At 62.1% G+C, this 17,728-nt stretch carries 15 protein-coding genes and 1 pseudogene; 10 read left to right on the forward strand and 6 right to left on the reverse strand.

Annotated elements, in window-relative coordinates; all coding sequences use genetic code 11:
- Positions 1 to 100: 100 nt before the first annotated feature.
- A complete protein-coding gene (locus PSCI_RS19695) occupies positions 101 to 1,273 on the forward strand; it encodes a helix-turn-helix transcriptional regulator (protein ID WP_045490277.1) in 1,173 nt (390 codons plus the stop codon).
- Here PSCI_RS19695 and PSCI_RS19700 read toward each other — a convergent pair whose 3' ends face one another.
- Both PSCI_RS19700 and PSCI_RS30250 read right to left on the reverse strand, forming a co-directional pair.
- Positions 1,274 to 2,533, reverse strand: a complete 1,260-nt coding sequence (locus PSCI_RS19700; protein ID WP_045490279.1) for an OprD family porin — start codon at positions 2,531 to 2,533, stop codon at positions 1,274 to 1,276.
- A 380-nt stretch (positions 2,534 to 2,913) separates the two neighbouring features.
- Positions 2,914 to 3,003 (reverse strand): annotated as a pseudogene (locus PSCI_RS30250) (IS200/IS605 family transposase); the annotation flags it as partial.
- A 14-nt stretch (positions 3,004 to 3,017) separates the two neighbouring features.
- Between PSCI_RS30250 and PSCI_RS19705 the strand changes: the two are divergent.
- Positions 3,018 to 4,241, forward strand: a complete 1,224-nt coding sequence (locus PSCI_RS19705) for an RNA-guided endonuclease InsQ/TnpB family protein (RefSeq protein ID WP_045490281.1) — start codon at positions 3,018 to 3,020, stop codon at positions 4,239 to 4,241.
- Positions 4,242 to 4,322: 81 nt separating this feature from the next.
- Positions 4,323 to 5,204 (forward strand): DMT family transporter, encoded by an 882-nt coding sequence (locus PSCI_RS19710; protein ID WP_045490284.1) that lies wholly within the window; start codon positions 4,323 to 4,325, stop codon positions 5,202 to 5,204.
- A 131-nt stretch (positions 5,205 to 5,335) separates the two neighbouring features.
- Here the strand turns inward: PSCI_RS19710 and PSCI_RS19715 are convergent, their stop codons facing one another.
- Positions 5,336 to 6,664 carry an MFS transporter gene (locus tag PSCI_RS19715; protein WP_045490286.1) on the reverse strand — a complete coding sequence of 443 codons (1,329 nt, stop codon included), beginning with the start codon at positions 6,662 to 6,664 and terminating at the stop codon, positions 5,336 to 5,338.
- Between the two features lie 591 nt (positions 6,665 to 7,255).
- Between PSCI_RS19715 and quiC the strand changes: the two genes are divergently transcribed.
- A complete protein-coding gene (gene quiC / locus PSCI_RS19720; RefSeq protein ID WP_045490287.1) occupies positions 7,256 to 9,163 on the forward strand; it encodes a 3-dehydroshikimate dehydratase QuiC in 1,908 nt (635 codons plus the stop codon).
- A 422-nt stretch (positions 9,164 to 9,585) separates the two neighbouring features.
- On the forward strand, positions 9,586 to 10,257 hold the full coding sequence (locus PSCI_RS19725) for a TetR/AcrR family transcriptional regulator (RefSeq protein ID WP_045490290.1): 672 nt from the start codon (positions 9,586 to 9,588) through the stop codon (positions 10,255 to 10,257).
- Positions 10,258 to 10,306: 49 nt separating this feature from the next.
- On the opposite strand, the gene PSCI_RS19730 is transcribed toward PSCI_RS19725, so the two are convergent.
- Positions 10,307 to 11,167 (reverse strand): shikimate dehydrogenase, encoded by an 861-nt coding sequence (locus PSCI_RS19730; RefSeq protein ID WP_045490294.1) that lies wholly within the window; start codon positions 11,165 to 11,167, stop codon positions 10,307 to 10,309.
- Between the two features lie 196 nt (positions 11,168 to 11,363).
- On the opposite strand from PSCI_RS19730, the gene PSCI_RS19735 reads away from it, so the two are divergent.
- Positions 11,364 to 12,269 carry an RluA family pseudouridine synthase gene (locus PSCI_RS19735; RefSeq protein ID WP_045494623.1) on the forward strand — a complete coding sequence of 302 codons (906 nt, stop codon included), beginning with the start codon at positions 11,364 to 11,366 and terminating at the stop codon, positions 12,267 to 12,269.
- A 59-nt stretch (positions 12,270 to 12,328) separates the two neighbouring features.
- Here PSCI_RS19735 and PSCI_RS19740 read toward each other — a convergent pair whose 3' ends face one another.
- Both PSCI_RS19740 and mobA read right to left on the reverse strand, forming a co-directional pair.
- Positions 12,329 to 12,553: a YgdI/YgdR family lipoprotein gene (locus PSCI_RS19740; protein WP_045490304.1), complete on the reverse strand. Its 225-nt coding sequence runs from the start codon at positions 12,551 to 12,553 to the stop codon at positions 12,329 to 12,331.
- Between the two features lie 71 nt (positions 12,554 to 12,624).
- Positions 12,625 to 13,230, reverse strand: coding sequence for a molybdenum cofactor guanylyltransferase MobA (mobA, locus tag PSCI_RS19745; RefSeq protein WP_045490307.1), 606 nt, complete (start codon positions 13,228 to 13,230; stop codon positions 12,625 to 12,627).
- 79 nt (positions 13,231 to 13,309) lie between these two features.
- Between mobA and moaB the strand changes: the two genes are divergently transcribed.
- The 4 genes from moaB (at position 13,310) to PSCI_RS19765 (ending at position 17,717) form a co-directional block, all read left to right on the forward strand.
- The gene (gene moaB / locus PSCI_RS19750; RefSeq protein ID WP_045490309.1) at positions 13,310 to 13,849 is read left to right on the forward strand and encodes a molybdenum cofactor biosynthesis protein B; all 540 of its coding nucleotides are present in this window, start codon (positions 13,310 to 13,312) and stop codon (positions 13,847 to 13,849) included.
- 6 nt (positions 13,850 to 13,855) lie between these two features.
- The gene (locus PSCI_RS19755; protein ID WP_045490311.1) at positions 13,856 to 15,046 is read left to right on the forward strand and encodes a molybdopterin molybdotransferase MoeA; all 1,191 of its coding nucleotides are present in this window, start codon (positions 13,856 to 13,858) and stop codon (positions 15,044 to 15,046) included.
- A gap of 78 nt (positions 15,047 to 15,124) precedes the next feature.
- On the forward strand, positions 15,125 to 16,051 hold the full coding sequence (locus PSCI_RS19760) for a glycosyltransferase (protein ID WP_045490313.1): 927 nt from the start codon (positions 15,125 to 15,127) through the stop codon (positions 16,049 to 16,051).
- Positions 16,052 to 16,184: 133 nt separating this feature from the next.
- Entirely contained in the window at positions 16,185 to 17,717 is a 1,533-nt protein-coding gene (locus PSCI_RS19765; protein ID WP_045490316.1) for an MFS transporter, read from the forward strand.
- Positions 17,718 to 17,728 lie beyond the last annotated feature (11 nt).

Below are 17,728 nucleotides of genomic sequence, written 5' to 3' on the forward strand. Positions count from 1 at the left end.
GCAGTGGATTGCGCGCATCACCACAATTGGCTAAATGGTGGGGCGGATCGCTACCTCGGGGGGAGGTGGTCGATAGCCGCTCATCCGCTCAGGGGCTTACATGACAGACAGCAACGCGCAGGATCTGGGCGCGATGATCGGCAGCATCTATGAAGCTGCACTGGACAGTCGGCGCTGGAATCAGTTTCTGGCCATGTTCGCGGCGCGGCTCGGCTCGCATGCGGCGATGATCTGGGGCCATGACTTCAGTGATCGCAGTGCGCAGATCGACGGGCGCAGCGGCTCGATCGCCACTCATTACGGTATTGATCCGGCGGCCATGGAGTCGTTTGCCGAGTATTACTGCCAGCGCAATGTGTGGATGGACGACCCGCTGCGGCACAAGGAGGGGCAGATCGTCACCTCGGCCAGCCTGTACCCGGACGAGTTGCTCAAACGCACCGAGTACTACAACGACTGGTTGCGTCCGCAAAATATCTTCAACTCATCGGCGGCGATTGTCGCCCGGCAGGACGATCGCTCGCTGAATGTCACGGTGGTACGCAGTGAACAGGCCGGCTCTTACAGCCGCGAGGAGTTGCAGGTTATCGAGATATTGATGCCGCATTTGCAGGCCGCGTTCGCCCTGCATCGGCGCCTGCATCGGCTGGAGGTGTTGTCCGGCGCAACCATCGCCGCCCTGGAGGCCAGTCCGTTCGGGGTGGTGCTGATTGATGAAAAGTCCCGGGTGCTACACGCCAACAGCCTGGCCGAGCGCTTGACCGCGCGTTCGCCGCTGCTGCGCCTGGCCAGCCAGAACCGCCTGCAAGCGGTGTCGGTGCTGGACGATGCGGCCTTGCAGCGCTGCCTGGATAGCGCCGTGCAAACCGGGCGCGGGCAACCGGCGCAAGGTGCCGGTGCCGGCCTGCGGTTGCGCGGGCTCGATGGGGCCTGCCTGGAACTGGTCGTCGCGCCCTTGCCGGGTTGGGCCTCGCCGTTTGGTGAGCACACCGCTGCGGCCGTGTTCATCAGTAACCCGGATGCTGCGCCGGCCCCGCTCAGTGCCATGCTGCGCAGCCTGTACGGCATGACCCCGGCCGAAGCCCGGCTGACCGAAGCGCTGGTGCATGGCCTGACCCCGCAGGAGTATGCCGAGCGCCAGCAGTTGTCGCTGCATACGGTGCGGGTGCAATTCAAGGCGGCGGCGCACAAGGCCGGTACCAGCCGTCAGGCCGATCTGGTACGGATCGTCCTGACCGGCCCGGCGGTTTTGGGGGCGGGATATCGCTGGTAATCAGAGGATCGACAGCGGATAGCTGACGATCAGCCGGTTCTCGTCGAACTGATTGGTGCTGAAGTCGCGGCGCATGGTGGAGTTGCGCCACTTGATGCTCAGGCTCTTGAAGCTGCCTTGCTGCACCACATAGGCCAGTTCCGATTCGCGTGCCCATTCCTTACCGTCGGTGATGGCCCCGGTGTGCACGTTGTCGCCCTTGATGTAGCGGTTCATCAGGGTCAGGCCGGGTACGCCGAGGGCGCTGAAGTCGTAGTCATGGCGCAATTGCCAGGAGCGTTCCTTGGCGTTGTCGAAGCTTGAGTTGTAGCTGTCGTTGGCCAGCGTCCCGCCGCTGGTGCCATTGACCCGCATCCACAGGCTGTCGCCGCTGACTTTCTGCAGGCCGACATAGAAGGTGCTGGCCCCGTAACGCGCCGAAAGCATGGCTGAGGCGGTCTTGTTATCCAGGTTACCGGCCAGCGACTGGCCGTCATCCTTGCCCACGAAGTAGCCCAGGTTGGCGCCCAGGGTCCAGTCGCCCAGCGGTTGGCTGTGGACCAGGTTGTAATACTGCTGCTGGTAGATATCTTCGAGCTGCGCGTACCAGACCCCGACCAGGGTGCGTTTGTCATTGAAGCTGTATTCACCGGCGGCAAAATTGAACCGGTCGGAGGTGATGCCTGCCCGGCCGTTCATGTTCATGTCTTCCATGCTGGCGTCGTTACGCGGGCTGTTGCCACGGAACTGGCCGCCATACAGGGTCACCCCGTCGATTTCTTTCGAGGTGAGTTGTGCGCCCTGGAAGGTCTGCGGCAGCGAGCGACCGTCGTCGGAGCGCAGGATCGGCAGCACCGGCATCCACTCACCGACTTTCAGTTCGGTCTTCGAAAAGCGTGCCTTGCCCGCCACGGCCAGACGGCCGAAGTCATCAGCAGGCCGGCCGTCGCTGTGGATCGGCAGCAATTGGGTGCCGCCCGACCCGCCACCCCCATCGAGCTTGATCGAATACATGCCTAATACATCGACACCGAAACCGACCGTGCCCTGAGTAAAGCCGGAGCGGGCGTCGAGGATAAAGTTTTGCGTCCACTCCTGGGCACCGCTCTGGGCGTTGGCCGGATCGACGAAGTTACGATTGATGAAGAAGTTGCGCAGGTTCAGATTGACCTTGGCATCGTCGACCAAGCCGGCAGCCTGGCTGGTGGAAGGCACCAGGACAGTGGCGGTGACGAGCGCACAGAAGCTGCCCAGCGGAACGCGAGGATTGGAAAAGCGCATGGCGAATGCCTTTTTGTAGTTATTGGTTGAATGCGATACGTGCGTTGTAACGCTTTGAAATAGTGCGGCGCATGTACGGGGTCTGCAATTGAGCGGAGGGGATAAAGGGCGATTATCGCACGTTAATTAACCAGTTAGAACATTATTGGTTTGGAGGCTATCCGGCATCCGCGCCGCTTGCGGCAAGATACGAAGAAAACGGACTTGCAAGCAGGCCGCCGCTGTCCTGACCATCAAGGCGCGACAAGCCCCGCCGTTCAGGGCGTGGAAAGATAGCGTGGACGGCGTAGCCGTCCCTGGCTGCAGTGGGGTGTCTGCTGCTGTTCGATGGACGCACCGCCACAGGATGATGCGAAGTAACACGGCGATACAGTATGCCTTCTACGGCGGTATTTCGTTACAAAGACCCCATGGGCATGCATCTTGAAAACACCGTGCCGTCCGCGCCTAATGTCGTCTTCATTGCTCATGGCTCAAGAGCAGCATGCAACGATTTCAAGCCTTCAAGTACGAACTCATGCCAGACGGCCAGCAGGAGCGGCAAATGCGCCGCTTTGCGGGTTCCTGTCGCTTCGTCTTCAACAAGGCGCTGGCGTTGCAGAAGGCGCGCCACGAGCAAGGCGAGAACAAGCTCGGCTATGCGGGCCTGTGCAAGTTGCTGACCGAGTGGCGCAATAGCCCGCAAACCGCATGGCTGGCCGATGCGCCTGTTCACCCGTTGCAACAGAGCCTCAAGGATCTGGAGCGGGCCTACACCAACTTCTTCGCCAAGCGAGCCGACTTTCCCCGGTTCAAGAAGAAGGGGCAGCGCGACAGTTTCCGCTATCCCGACCCGAAACAGATCAAGCTCGACCAGCCCAACAGCCGCCTGTTTCTGCCAAAGCTGGGCTGGCTGCGCTACCGCAACAGCCGCGAGGTGCCTGGCACGGTGAAGAACGTCACCGTGAGCCAGTCGTGTGGCAAGTGGTTCGTGAGCATCCAGACCGAACGACAGATCGATGAGCAGCCCACGGCGCAGGGTGCGGCAGTCGGTATCGACATGGGCATTGCCCGGTTCGCCACGCTTTCGGATGGTTCGTTCTACGCACCCCTCAACAGCTTCAAACGCCATGAGACCGCGCTGTGCAAAGCGCAGCAGGCGATGAGCCGCAAGGTCAGATTCAGCCGCAACTGGAAGAAGGCGAAAGCCTGCGTCCAGCGCATTCATTCCCGAATCGGCAATGCCCGCCGCGACTACCTGCACAAGTGCTCCACCACGATCAGCCAAAACCACGCGATGGTGTGTATCGAGGACTTGCAGGTACGCAATATGTCCAGGTCGGCGGCAGGCACGGCCGAGGCACCGGGAAGAAACGTTCGGGCCAAGTCTGGCCTGAACAGGTCCATCCTCGATCAGGGCTGGTTCGAGTTCCGCCGCCAACTGGACTACAAGCTGGCGTGGCGCGGCGGCTGGCTGATTGCCGTGCCGCCGCAAAATACCAGCCGCACGTGCCCGTGTTGCGGCCATGTGTCGGCGGCCAACCGCCAGACGCAAGCGCTGTTCAGGTGCGTGGGATGTGGTTTCGAAGGCAACGCCGATGTGGTCGGGGCGATCAATGTACTAAGGGCGGGACACGCCCGGTTAGCCTGTGAAGTGAGCGCAGAGGTCATGGCGCCAGCAGCAGGAACCTACCGAAGCGACTCGGGGGCGGCTCGATGCCGCGCCTGAGCGCCGTAGGAATCTCTGGTCTTCAGGCCGGGGAGGATGTCAACATGACCCAGCCAGTCGCTGACCGAATAAGGAAGCCCGATGAGCACGACCAGCACGCCCCTGTCCGGCGTCAATCATCCCCTGAAGGGGATCAGCTTCATCCTCTTGGCCACGTTGCTGTTTGCCAGCCACGACACCCTGTCGAAGTACCTGTCGGGTTTCTACCCGGTGATGTTTGTGGTCTGGGCGCGGTATCTGGTGCATACCCTGCTGATGAGCTGCATCTTCATGCCGTCGTCGGGGCTGCGCGTGTTGCGCACCAAACGTCCGCTGCTGCAAGTGCTGCGGGCGCTGGCACTATTGGGCACCAGCCTGCTGTTCACCAGCAGCCTGCTGTTCATTCCCCAGGCCGAGGCCACCGCCGTCAACTTCCTCGCGCCGCTGCTGGTCACGGCACTGTCGGTGCCGTTGTTGCGCGAGCATGTCACCCGTGGCCAATGGTGCGCGGTGATCGTCGGTTTTTCCGGGGTGCTGATCATCATCCACCCTGGCGGTGAGCTGTTTACCCCGGCGATTCTGCTGCCGCTGTCCTCGGCCCTGTGTTTTGCCCTGTATCAGCTGCTGACCCGGCTGGTCAGCCCCTACGACAGCCCGACCACCAGCAACTTCTTTGCCGGGCTGTTCAACACCCTGGTGATGAGCGCGCTGGTGCCGTTCTTCTGGGTGACCCCGGAAATTCAGCACTGGCCGTTCCTGCTGATGCTCGGTGGTTGCGGGATGGCGGCGCACTTGCTGCTGACCCAGGCGTTTCGCTACACGGCACCGGCGATTCTGGCGCCGTTCAGCTATTGCCAGATCGTCTTTGCCGGCCTGTTGGGCTGGCTGGTGTTCAACCATGTACCGGCGCTGGATGCGCAGATCGGCATCGCGATCATCTGCCTCAGTGGCCTGGCAGCGGCCTGGCAGCAGCGCAAGCGCTGACAGGCATTACCTCGTAGGAGCGGCTTTAGCCGCGAAAGGCTTCCTTCTGGCTTGCAACTTGCCGCTGCTTAAAGACAAAGGCCCGGTGACTCACGTCACCGGGCCTTTGCGTTGCTACCCTGGTCAGGCAGTCACTGCTTCAGATCAGGCACCTGGCGTGGCGCCATGAAGTACATCCAGGTCAGAGCGATGAAGTACATCGCCGGGATCAGCATGAACAGGATGCTGTAGTTGTTATTGGTCGCGGTCAGGATCGCGCCGACGATCTGGGTCATGAACATGCCGCCAATCGCTGCGCACATGCCGCCAAAGCCGAACACCGTGCTCATCAGGTGTTTGGGCGTGTAGTCCATCACCAGGCTCCAGATATTGGCCGTCCAGGCCTGGTGCGCACCGACGGCCACCGAGATGGCCAGTACCGCCACCCACAGGCCGCTGGCATTGGCGGCGAACACCACGCTGCAGATGGTCAGGGCGAAAATCAGCATCGACACCAGGCGTGCCTTGCTGGCCTTCATGCCGCGACCGATCAGCCAGGACGACAACACGCCGCCGCCAATGCTGCCGAAGTCGGCGGTCAGCCAGATCAGAATCAGCGGGATACCCATCTGGGTCACGCTGATGCCCAGGCTGTATTGCTGGTTGAGGAATGGCGGCAGCCAGTACAGGTAGAACCAGAACACCGGGGCCGTGATCGAGTAGGCCAGGGCAAAGGCCCAGGTGCCGCGCATTTTCAGGATGTGCGAGAAGGGCACCTTGACAGGCTCAGGCTCCGGGTCCTGGTTGATGTAGTCCAGTTCGGTTTTCTTGACGCTGGGGTGCTCTTCGGGGTTGTGGTAGTTGATCTGCCACATGACCAGCCAGAACAGGCCCAACAGACCCATGGCGATGAACGCCGCCTGCCAGCCCCAGACACTGAGGATCAGCGGCAGCAGGGCCGGGGTGATCATTGCACCGACGTTGGTGCCGGCATTGAAGATGCCGGTGGCCACGGCGCGCTCGCCGGCCGGGAACCACAGCCGGGTAGTCTTGACGCACGCCGGGTAGTTGGCCGCTTCGGTCAGGCCGAGAATGAACCGGCAGACCATGAAGCCCACCGCCGAGGTGGCCAGGCCATGCGCGCCGGTGGCCAGGCTCCACAGCAGCACGGCGAGGAAGAACGCGCGCTTGACGCCGACCTTGTCGATGAAGCGCCCCTGCAGAATGAAGCCGACCGCGTAACCGACCTGAAACCAGAAGTTGATGTTCGCGTAATCCATCGTCGTCCAGCCCATTTCCTTGGCCAGGATGGGCTGCATGACGCCAAGGGCGGCGCGGTCGATGTAGTTCAGGGTAGTGGCCAGGAACACCAGGGCAAGCATGCCCCAGCGAGTCTTGCCCACTGCCATGGCGCCACGGATCTTGTCGCCGATGCCGGCGCGTGCGGCGCTGGCCAGAGGATTGGTTTGGGTGTTGAGCATGATGGTTCGATCATCCGTTCCAGGACTGCGCCAAGGGCGTCAGCCGGACTGAGTAACTACCCGCCGCAGCAAGAGTGTCAGGGGCATTCGCGGCGTTGCAGGCACAGGCATGCAAGGCGAGGCGCGGATTCTGACAGATTCGGATGCAGGTGGGCGTGCTTTGGGGTATCAGGCCACTTGAGTCCGCCCGGTCAAATGACCGAACAGGTTCGTTTGCTCGAAGTCCCAGTCCTGGAAAGCGTGCGTGCAGGAGATTCAGTGAAGGCGCGCATGAGTCGTTATCCTGTTTTTGAAATTGTTATTTAGGTTCATCAGTCTTAGCGACAGACAAGGCAGTTAAGGCGGACGCGTATTGTGGAATGTTTCGGCTTTGCAGAACAGATGGTGTGCGTTGAACAAAACCTCGTCAATCGAGCGAAATGAGTTTTGTGCGATAAACGAACGAAAAACTAACCAGTTCGTACATAACTGGTTGCCTGGACGCGCGTCCGGGGAAATACTGAGATCATGCCCACCCTGTACTTGAATCCTGCGCACAGGGCGGCGATTTCGCGGCGTCAAATAGCCGCGCTCGTCCAGGAGTACAATAATATGCAGCGTTCCATTGCCACCGTTTGCCTGAGCGGCACTCTGCCAGAAAAGCTCGAAGCCATCGCCGCCGCCGGCTTTGATGGGGTCGAGATTTTCGAAAATGACCTGCTTTATTACGACGGCAGCCCACGTAACGTCCGGCAGATGTGTGCCGACCTGGGGCTGGCGATCACGCTGTTCCAGCCGTTTCGGGACTTTGAAGGCTGTCGGCGCGAGCGTCTGCAGCGCAACCTTGATCGCGCCGAGCGCAAGTTTGACCTGATGCAGGAATTGGGCACCGACCTGGTGCTGGTGTGCAGTAACGTGGCCGCCGACTCGCTGGGCGAACGCAACATCTTGCGCGATGACCTGAACCTGCTCGCCGAGCGTGCCGGGGCGCGCAAGCTGCGCATAGGCTATGAAGCGCTGGCCTGGGGGCGGCACGTCAATACCTGGCAGCAGGTCTGGGATCTGGTGCGTGAGGTCGATCATCCGGCGCTGGGCGTATTGCTCGACAGTTTCCATACCCTGTCGCTCAAGGGCGACCCGAGCGCGATTGCCGATATTCCGGGCGACAAGATCTTCTTTGTGCAGATGGCCGACGCGCCGCTGCTGGCCATGGATGTACTGGAGTGGAGCCGACATTTCCGCTGCTTCCCGGGCCAGGGCGAGTTCGACCTGCCGGGGTTCCTGGCGCCGATCCTGCGCAGCGGTTACACCGGCCCGCTGTCGCTGGAGGTGTTCAACGATGGTTTCCGCGCCGCGCCGACCCGCGCCAATGCTGCCGATGGCCTGCGCTCGCTGTTGTATCTGGAAGAAAAGACCCGTGAGCTGATGGCCCGCGAGAATCAGCCTGTGGCGCCCGAGCTACTGTTCAATCCGCCGGCCGCCAGCCAGTTCGATGGGGTCGAATTTCTTGAATTTGCCGTGGACGAGAGCCATGGCGCCCGGTTGGGCAACTGGCTGGAGCGACTGGGCTTTGCCCGCCTGGGCACGCACCGCTCCAAGGCGGTCAGTCTGATGGGGCAGGGCGATATCCGCATCGTGCTCAATGCCGAACCCTATTCATTTGCCCATGGTTTTTTCGAGGCCCATGGCCCGTCGCTGTGTGCCACCGCATTGCGGGTCGATGACGCACAGCAGGCGCTGGAGCGTGCCCGGGCCTTCAAGGGCCAGCCTTATCGCGGCCTGGTCGGCCCCAACGAGCGGGAAGTGCCGGCGGTGCGTGCGCCGGATGGCAGCCTGATCTACTTGGTGCAAGGCGCCGAGCCTGGCCAGTCGATCTATGACAGCGACTTCGTCATTGACCCGCGGGCAGTGGCCAGCGGCAGCCTGCAACGCATCGACCACATGGCCATGGCCTTGCCGGCCGACAGCCTGGACAGCTGGGTGCTGTTCTACAAGGGCTTGCTGGACTTCGAAGCCGATGACGAAGTGGTGCTGCCCGACCCTTATGGCCTGGTCAAAAGCCGCGCCTTGCGTAGCCGTTGCAGCAGCGTGCGGCTGCCGCTGAACATCTCGGAAAACCGCAACACGGCGATTTCCCATGCGTTGTCAACGTATCGCGGCTCGGGCGTGCACCACATCGCGTTTGCCTGTGAGGACATCTTCGCCGAGGTGCGCCGGGCCAAGGAAGCTGGGGTGCCATTGCTGGAAATTCCGCTGAACTACTACGATGACCTGGCGGCGCGGATGGACTTCGATGACGAATTCCTCAGCGAACTGGCTTACTACAACGTGCTGTACGACCGTGACAGCCAGGGTGGCGAACTGTTTCACGTGTACACCGAGGCGTTCGACGGGCGCTTCTTCTTCGAGATCATCCAGCGCAAGAATGGCTACGCTGGCTACGGCGCAGCCAACGTGCCGGTACGTCTGGCGGCGATGGCCAAGGCGCGCAGCGGCGCCGCACCGAAGGCGCGTCTGTAGCCGCAGTACGAGCAGTCAGTGAAACCGGATCGTCGTTTGCCGTTGCCGTGCATGCCTAGATGGCACAGACGACACGAATCGCGACTTGGGCGCTGGCCGAGGGTAGGCGTCGATTCGGGGGAGAAACCGACAGGGAAGTCGGTTTCAGGTGCGCTGGGCAGGGATGCCCATCGCGCCGACCCCCGAATCGATGCCGGACGGAGGGAAGTTCGCCCGCAGGGCGGACCCAAGCCAGGAGCAAATGCCTTTGCCTACTTTGGGCAAAACCAAAGTAGGTCGCCCAGCAGGGCGAAACCTGCATATCAAATCACGCGATGAAGGATTTTCCATTGCTCGAAAGGGCGTAGCGAACAGTTGCTCCCTTCCATCGTGCCGCCGCTGGGCCTCATAATTGGCGGTTCAACCGTGCTCGTGAGCCAACAATGAATACAATGACCGACTCTCCTGCGCTGCAGCCTGAAAAAACACTGCGCAAGAGCCGCAAGAACAACCCGGAAAAGACCCGCGACGACATCCTCCAGGCCGCCATCGCCGAGTTCGTGGCCCACGGCCTGTCCGGGGCGCGGGTCGATGCCATCGCCGAGCGCACCCATACCTCCAAGCGCATGATCTATTACTACTTCGGCAGCAAGGAGCAGTTGTACGTCGAGGTGCTGGAGAAACTCTACGGCGATATCCGCAATACCGAAGACCAGCTGCATCTGGTCGATCTGGAGCCCCACGCAGCGATCCGCCGGCTGGTGGAGTTCACTTTCGATCACCACGACCGTAACGTCGATTTCGTGCGCATCGTGTGTAACGAAAACATCCTTAACGGCGAGAACGTCAAACAGTCCGAAAGCATCAGCGCCAAGAGTGAAAACATCATCAAGACGCTGGATGCCATTTTGCGTCGTGGCGAAACCAGCGGGGTGTTCCGTCAGGGCGTCGACGCTGTGGACCTGCACATGCTGATGACCTCGTTCTGCTTCCACCGGGTCTCGAACCGCCACACCCTGGGGGCGATTTTCAAGATCGATCTGGCTGACGAGCAGGTCAAGCAACGCCACAAGCTGATGATTTGCGATTCAGTGCTGCGCTACTTGCAGCGCTGAGCGAGGCCGACGATTCAGCATCTGGCTGAATCGTCACCCCGCCTGAGCTTCAGGCCGGCAGGCTGTGAAAGTGCGCCATCATGCGTTCGGCATCAGCACGCTGGCCGCTGAACAGTTCGAAGGCCTTGACCGCCTGGAACACGGCCATGGTGGTGCCGTCCAGGGTCCGGCAACCCAGGCTGCGGGCCTGGCGTAGCAGTTCGGTTTCCAGCGGGAAGTAAATGATATCTGCCACCCATAGCCCGCCATGCAGATATTCGGCCGGCAGCGGCAGGCCTGGCAGCTTGGCCATGCCCACCGGGGTGGTGTTGACCAGACCATCGGCCTCAGCCACTGCACCTGCCAGATCCAGCCCCAGCTGCGCGCGGCCGGCGCCGAAATGAGCATTGAGATTGTCGACCAGAGCCTGGGCACGCTGCGCCTCGACTTCAAAAATCACCAGGCGCTCGACCCCGGCGTCCAGCAACGCATGGGCCACCGCAGCGCCGGCACCGCCGGCGCCCATTTGCACCACATAGCGGCGCGCAGCGCCTTGCAGGCCACGGGTGAAGCCTTCGGCAAAACCCAAGCAGTCGGTGTTGTGGCCGATACGCCTGCCGTCCTTGAACACCACGGTGTTGACCGCGCCAATGCCCCGCGCTTCGGCCGACAGCTCGTCGAGCAAAGGAATCACTGCCTGTTTGCACGGAAAGGTGATGTTCAAGCCGGTAAAGCCGCTGCTTTGTGCGCCGTCAAGCAGCCGTGGCAGGGCGCTGGGGTCAAGCCCGAGGGCGTCGATATCGATCAGACGGTACAGGTAGCGCAGGCCCTGAGCGTCACCTTCGTGTTCGTGCAGGGCGGGGGTACGGGAAGCCTGGATACCGGAGCCGATCAGGCCGGCGAGCACGGAAGGTCGTTGAGTCTGGGTCATCGGGAAATCTCTTGTTGTTGTGATGCGGGACGCTGTCGTGAAATGTACCAGATGGTTCAAAGTGCTGCATGAGCTGTTCCAGACGCTGCGCCTGAATGTGTTCGATGATCGCCCGGCGGCAGCCAGGTGAAACAGGCAGGTCGCGCCCGCTCCTGGGTTCGGGGATAATCCGTGTTTTTCAGTGGCCGAACCGCGCATGACCGAATCGTCTTTCAATCCTGCTCAGCATCAGGCCAGTACCCTTTGCCTGCCGCCCGGCGCCTGGACGACAGTGCTCCAGTGCCTGTGTGCGCGCTTTCCGGCGATCAGCCGCGAACAATGGCTGGACCGCATCAATCGTGGCCGGGTGCTCAACGCTGAGGGGCAGCCGATCAGTGTCGATCTGGCCTACCGCGAAGGCCTGCGTATTCACTATTTCCGTGAAGTGCCCAACGAGACACCGATTCCGGTGCTCGAAACCATCGTGCACATCGATGAGCATCTGGTGGTCGCTGACAAGCCGCATTTCTTGCCGGTGATTCCTACCGGTGAATACGTTGAGCAGACCCTGCTGCGCCGCCTGATTCAGCGCCTGGACAACCCGCATCTGGTGCCGCTGCACCGGATCGACCGGCACACTGCCGGGCTGGTGCTGTTTTCCGCCAACCCGGCCAGCCGTTCGGCTTACCAGGCGCTGTTTCGCAACCGCAGCATCGACAAGTTTTACGAAGCCATTGCCCCGGCGCTGCCGCAACTGGCGTTTCCCCGCGATCACGCCAGCCGGCTGGTCGATGGCGTACCGTTTTTTCGCATGCAGGAAGGTGAGGGCGCCGCCAACACCCTGACCCGGCTTGAGGTGCTGGAGCGGCAGGGCGATCTATGGCGTTATGGACTGTCGCCGGTGACCGGCAAGAAGCATCAGTTACGGGTCCACATGGCCGCGCTGGGGGCGCCGATCTGCAATGATCCGTTCTATCCCGAGGTCGTGGCTTCAGCGCCGGACGACTATCAGAAGCCGTTGCAATTGCTGGCGCGTGGGCTGCGCTTCAATGATCCGCTCAGTGGCGAGTCGAGGGCGTTCGAAAGTGCTTTGCGGCTGACGTTCAGCATGGCCGGCCAGTGATAGGCGGGCGCGAGGCTAGCGAAGCGCCGTATAGCGCGCTTCGCCATGGGTAACGCGGATTACAGGTCTTTGACGGTACGAACCTGATCCTTGTTCACGCGGGCTTTCTTGCCGTCGAGCTGTTCGAACTCGTAGAAGCCGGCGTCTTCGTCATATTCAGGGGTGTCGACGGTCTGGATTTCGCGGCCATCGTTAAGGGTGATCACTGTAGGTGAAGAGCAACCGGCCAGCGAGGCGAGGCCCAGAGCAAGCAGGAAGGCGGCAGGAAGTGTCTTGTGTTTCATGGCAGTGGCTCCGATGGATACTGATTACTGACGTCTAAGACGTGCAGCGTAGACGCAAGTTCCCCAAGCGGCTAATGGCCGGCGTGGGGATTGATCTGGCTCAACAACTCGGGGGTATTGAGGTTGGCCAGGCGCGGGTCACCCGCCAAACATTGCAGCGCCACCGGGTCCAGAGGCTGCAGGGCACGTCGCGGGCTGCGCTCGCCCTGTTGCCAGGCGGCTTCCAGCAGCGCGGCATGTTGCACTGGGATCACGCACAACAAGGGCTGCCAGTATTCGCCTTCACGAACCATCACCGGCCGGCCGGGGTGCTGTACGGCGCAGTCGAGCAGCTCATTGAGCAATTGCGCCTCGAGCAGCGGGGTATCGCAGGGCAGCACCAGCAGGTAATCATGCTTCGCAATCGCCAAGGCAGCGCGAATGCCCGCCAGCGGCCCCGGAAAATCACGGTCGGCATCCTCGACCAGGCGGTCGGCGTAAGCGGCGTAGCGGGCCTGATTGCGGTTGCAGGAAATGATCAGGTCGTCGGTCAGTGGCCGCAGCAGCCCATGCAAGGTGGCCACCAGCGGCTGGCCGCGCCACTCCAGCAGGCCCTTGTCGCGCCCGCCCATGCGCCGGCCCTGGCCGCCGGCCAGCAACAGGATCGAACAAGGAGGCAAGGGCGCTGTGGCAGGCATGTCGGTCTCAATAAGGTGGAACAAAGCGGGGCTGTGATATAACACCGGCCTGCCTCATTTCACAACCGGATCAAAGCCCATGAGCGTCAAACCTGATACTCCCTTCGTGCCCTTGAACATCGCCGTGCTGACGGTCAGCGACACCCGCACTCTGGAAACCGACAGCTCCGGGCAGATGTTCGTCGACCGCCTCAGTGCTGCCGGTCATGGCCTGATTGCCCGGGTATTGCTCAAGGATGATCTGTACCGGATCCGTGCCCAGGTCGCGACCTGGATTGCCGACGACGATGTGCAGGTGGTGCTGATTACCGGCGGCACCGGCTTCACCGGCCGTGACAGCACCCCCGAAGCGGTGGCCTGCCTGCTGGACAAGCAGGTCGACGGGTTTGGCGAGCTGTTCCGACAAATTTCAGTCGCGGATATCGGCACCTCGACCATTCAGTCGCGGGCCCTGGCCGGCCTGGCCAATGGCACGCTGGTGTGCTGCCTGCCGGGTTCGACCAACGCGGTGCGCACCGGCTGGGACGGCATTCTGGCCCAGCAACTCGATTCGCGTTTCAGGCCTTGCAATTTTGTCGCCCACCTGAAAAAAGCCGAACCTTGCGGCACGCGGGGCTGACTGTCGATGATCGCTCTGGAACAAGCCCTGACCCGGCTGCTCGACAGCGCCGCGAGCACTCCGATTCTCGATCATGAGCAGGTCACTCTGGCCGATGCCAAAGGCCGGGTGCTGGCCGAAGACATCATCGCCAGCCTTGACCTGCCGCCCTGGCCCAACAGCGCCATGGACGGCTATGCCTTGCGCGTCGCTGACTGGAATGGTGAGCCGCTGAGCGTCAGCCAGCGGATTTTCGCAGGCCAGGCGCCACAGCCACTGCAGCCAGGCACTTGCGCCCGGATCTTTACCGGTGCGCCAGTGCCGGCCGGTGCCGATTGCGTCGAGATGCAGGAAAACGCCGAGCTGCTGGACGATGGCCGGGTGCGGTTCACCCAAGCGCTGAGCGCGCAGCAGAACATTCGCCCGCAAGGCCAGGAAACCCGTAAGGGTGAGACGGTATTGCAGGCCGGCACCCGGCTCAGCCCGGTCGAGCTGGGCCTGGCGGCATCGCTGGGCGTGGCGCAATTGCGCGTGGTGCGGCGGCCACGGGTGGCCGTGCTGTCCACTGGCGACGAACTGGTCGAGCCCGGTTTGCCGCTCGGGCCGGGGCAGATCTACAACAGCAACCGGGTGCTGCTGTGCAACTGGCTGCAGGCATTGGAATGTGAGGTGGTGGACGCCGGCATTCTGGTCGATGACCTGCAGCAGACCCGCGCTGCCCTGGCGCGGTTGAGCCGGGTGGACCTGATCGTTTCCACCGGCGGCGTTTCGGTGGGCGAGGCGGATTTTCTCGGCCAGGTGCTGCGCGAAGAAGGTGAACTGGCGCTCTGGAAGCTGGCGATCAAACCCGGCAAGCCGCTGACCTTCGGCCATTACCAGGGCACCCCGGTGATTGGCCTGCCGGGTAATCCGGCTTCGACCCTGGTGACCTTTGCACTGCTGGCCCGGCCATACCTGTTGCGCCGTCAGGGCGTTGCGGCCGTCGCGCCGTTGCAGTTCCAGGTGCCGGCCGGTTTTGCCTGGAGCAAGGCCGGCAAGCGCCGCGAGTACCTGCGTGGCCGCCTGGAAAATGGCCGCGCCGTCCCTTACGCCAACCAGAGCTCCGGGGTGTTGCGCAGCGCGGCTTGGGCGCATGGTTTGATCGAGGTACGCGAAGACCGGACCCTGGCCGAGGGCGAACTGGTGAGCTTTATCCCGCTGAGCGAAGTGCTGGGCTGAATGGTTGAGTCGCACGGCATGAGCTACCCTCAGAGGCGATAACGAGTTGAGCGATGGATTACGCTCTGGAGTATTGTTATGCCGTCTTTGCGTGTGGCTTGTGTCATCCCGACTTATAACGGACGCCGGGACCTTGAGCGTCTGCTTGATTCGTTGCTTCACCAGAATGCCGCTTTCGATACCCTGATCGTCGACTCCAGTTCCACCGATGGCACCGGTGAGCTGGCCCAGGCGCGCTGCGCCAATGTGCTGGTCATCGACAGCAAGGACTTCAACCACGGTGGCACCCGACAGATGATGGTCGAGCGCTTCCCTGACTACGACGTCTATGTGTACCTGACCCAGGATGCCTACCTGGAACAGAGCGACGCGATTGCCAATATCCTCCTGCCGTTCGCCGACCCGAAAGTCGCTGCGGTCTGTGGTCGCCAGTTACCACACAAGGACGCCAACCTGCTGGCTCAGCATGCCCGGTTGTTCAACTACCCGCCGGTGTCGCGGATCAAGACCCTGGCCGATGCCGACAGCCTGGGCATCAAGACCCCGTTCATGTCCAACTCGTTCGCGGCCTACCGCCGCGAGGCGCTGCTGGCAGTGGGCGGTTTTCCCCGTCATGTGATTCTCTCGGAAGACATGTACGTGGCGGCGAAGATGCTGCTCGACGGCTGGAAAGTCGCCTACGAAGGCTCGGCCGTGTGCCGTCACTCGCATAACTACAGCCTGGTCGAAGAGTTTCGCCGTTACTTCGATATTGGCGTATTCCAATGCCGTGAGGCCTGGATCTACGACAGCTTTGGTGGCATCGCCGGGGAGGGCATGCGCTACGTGAAATCCGAGCTGGCCTACATCGGCCCGCGGCGCTGGTGGTGGTGGCCGATGTCGATTGTGCGCAATGCCCTGAAGCTGCTGGCCTACAAGCTCAGCCGTCAGGAAAAGCGCTTGCCGACTCGCTGGAAAAAGCGCTTGGGCATGTACAAGCGTTACTGGGATAGCCCCTATGCCTGAGATAACGCCAGGAGCAATCCGCGGGCTGTTACACATGCGTCTGATGCACTAATAAGCTGCCTAAATGTAAATTTTCTTTACCAGGCCGGCTGCTTAGACTTTTCCGGGTATTGAATGCCCGGATTGTTTGTTGATGACCTCCCTCGCTTCTCCTGCTGCGGCTGCGCCCGTTCAGCCAGCCGCTCCGGCATTCGGCCTTGAGCGGATCATCGGCCTGTTGGGCGTATTGCTCGCTGTGCTGGTTGCCGGTATCAACGATGGGGTGACCCGCATTGCCATGGCCGATATTCGCGGCGCGATGTTCATTGGCGCCGATCAAGCCAGTTGGTTGATCGCCTGCTACTCGGCCAGCTCCGTCGCGGCCATGGCCTTCGCACCCTGGTTTGCGGTCACCCTGTCGTTACGGCGCTTTACGCTCGGCGCGATTGCCGTCTTTGTCCTGCTGGCGCTGCTCTGCCCACTGGCACCCAATTACCCGAGCCTGCTGCTGTTGCGGGTACTGCAAGGGCTGGCGGCCGGTTGTCTGCCGCCGATGCTGATGACCGTCGCGCTGCGCTTTCTGCCGCCCTCGATCAAGATCTTTGGCCTGGCTGGCTATGCCTTGACCGCCACTTTCGGGCCGGGGCTGGGCACGCCACTGGCGGCGTTGTGGACCGAGTATTTCAGTTGGCAGTGGACCTTCTGGCAGGTGATCCCGCCGTGTCTGGTGGCGATGATCGCCATCGCCCATGGCATCGTCCAGGATGCCCCGCGCCTGGAGCGTTTCCGCACTTTTAACTGGCGCGGCCTGTTGCTGGGGCTGCCGGCGATTGTCATGACGGTCGCAGGCTTGCTGGAAGGCAACCGGCTGGACTGGTTTGAATCGTCGCTGATCTGCTTTTTGCTGCTTGGCGGGCTGCTGTTACTGGTGGCGTTTCTGGTCAGCGAATGGTTCGTCGAGGTGCCGTTCTTCAAGCTGCAACTGCTGGCCGGGCGCAATTTGTCCCACGCCTTGCTGACCCTTGGCGGGGTGCTGGTGGTGCTCACTGCCGTGGCCTCGATTCCTTCGGCCTACCTGGCCCAGGTGCATGGCTATCGGCCGTTGCAGACCGCGCCGCTGATGCTGTTGGTGGCCGTGCCGCAGTTGCTGGTGCTACCGCTGCTTGCGCTGCTGTGCAACATCCGTCGGGTCGACTGCCGCTGGATCCTGACCCTCGGTTTGCTGCTGCTGGCGGTGCATTGCGCGCTGGCCACGCAGATGACCTCGGCCTGGATTCGTGACAACTTTTACCTGCTGCAGGTGTTGCAGGTGTTCGGCCAGCCCATGGCGGTGCTGCCGTTGCTGATTCAGTCCACCAGCGGCATCGCCCCGCCGGACGGCCCCTTCGCTTCGGCCTGGTTCAATACCGTGCGCGGCCTGGCCACGGTGGTTGCCACGGCGGTCGTGGAGGCCCTGACCACGGCCCGTCAGCATTTTCACTCCAACACCCTGGTCGACCGGTTAGGCAATTCACCCTGGCTGAGCGACGGCGCCGAACCGGCCGCCTTGAGCCATCGCCTGCATGAGCAGGTCGTGGTGCTGACCAGTGCCGATCTTTATTACTGCATGGGCTGGCTCGCTGTGGCCCTGATTGTGTTGATTCCGATCATGCCGACGCGGGTTTATCCGCCGCGGGCATTGTCCTGATTTTCCGGAGA

It is taken from the genome of Pseudomonas sp. StFLB209, from assembly GCF_000829415.1.
GTDB lineage: Bacteria > Pseudomonadota > Gammaproteobacteria > Pseudomonadales > Pseudomonadaceae > Aquipseudomonas.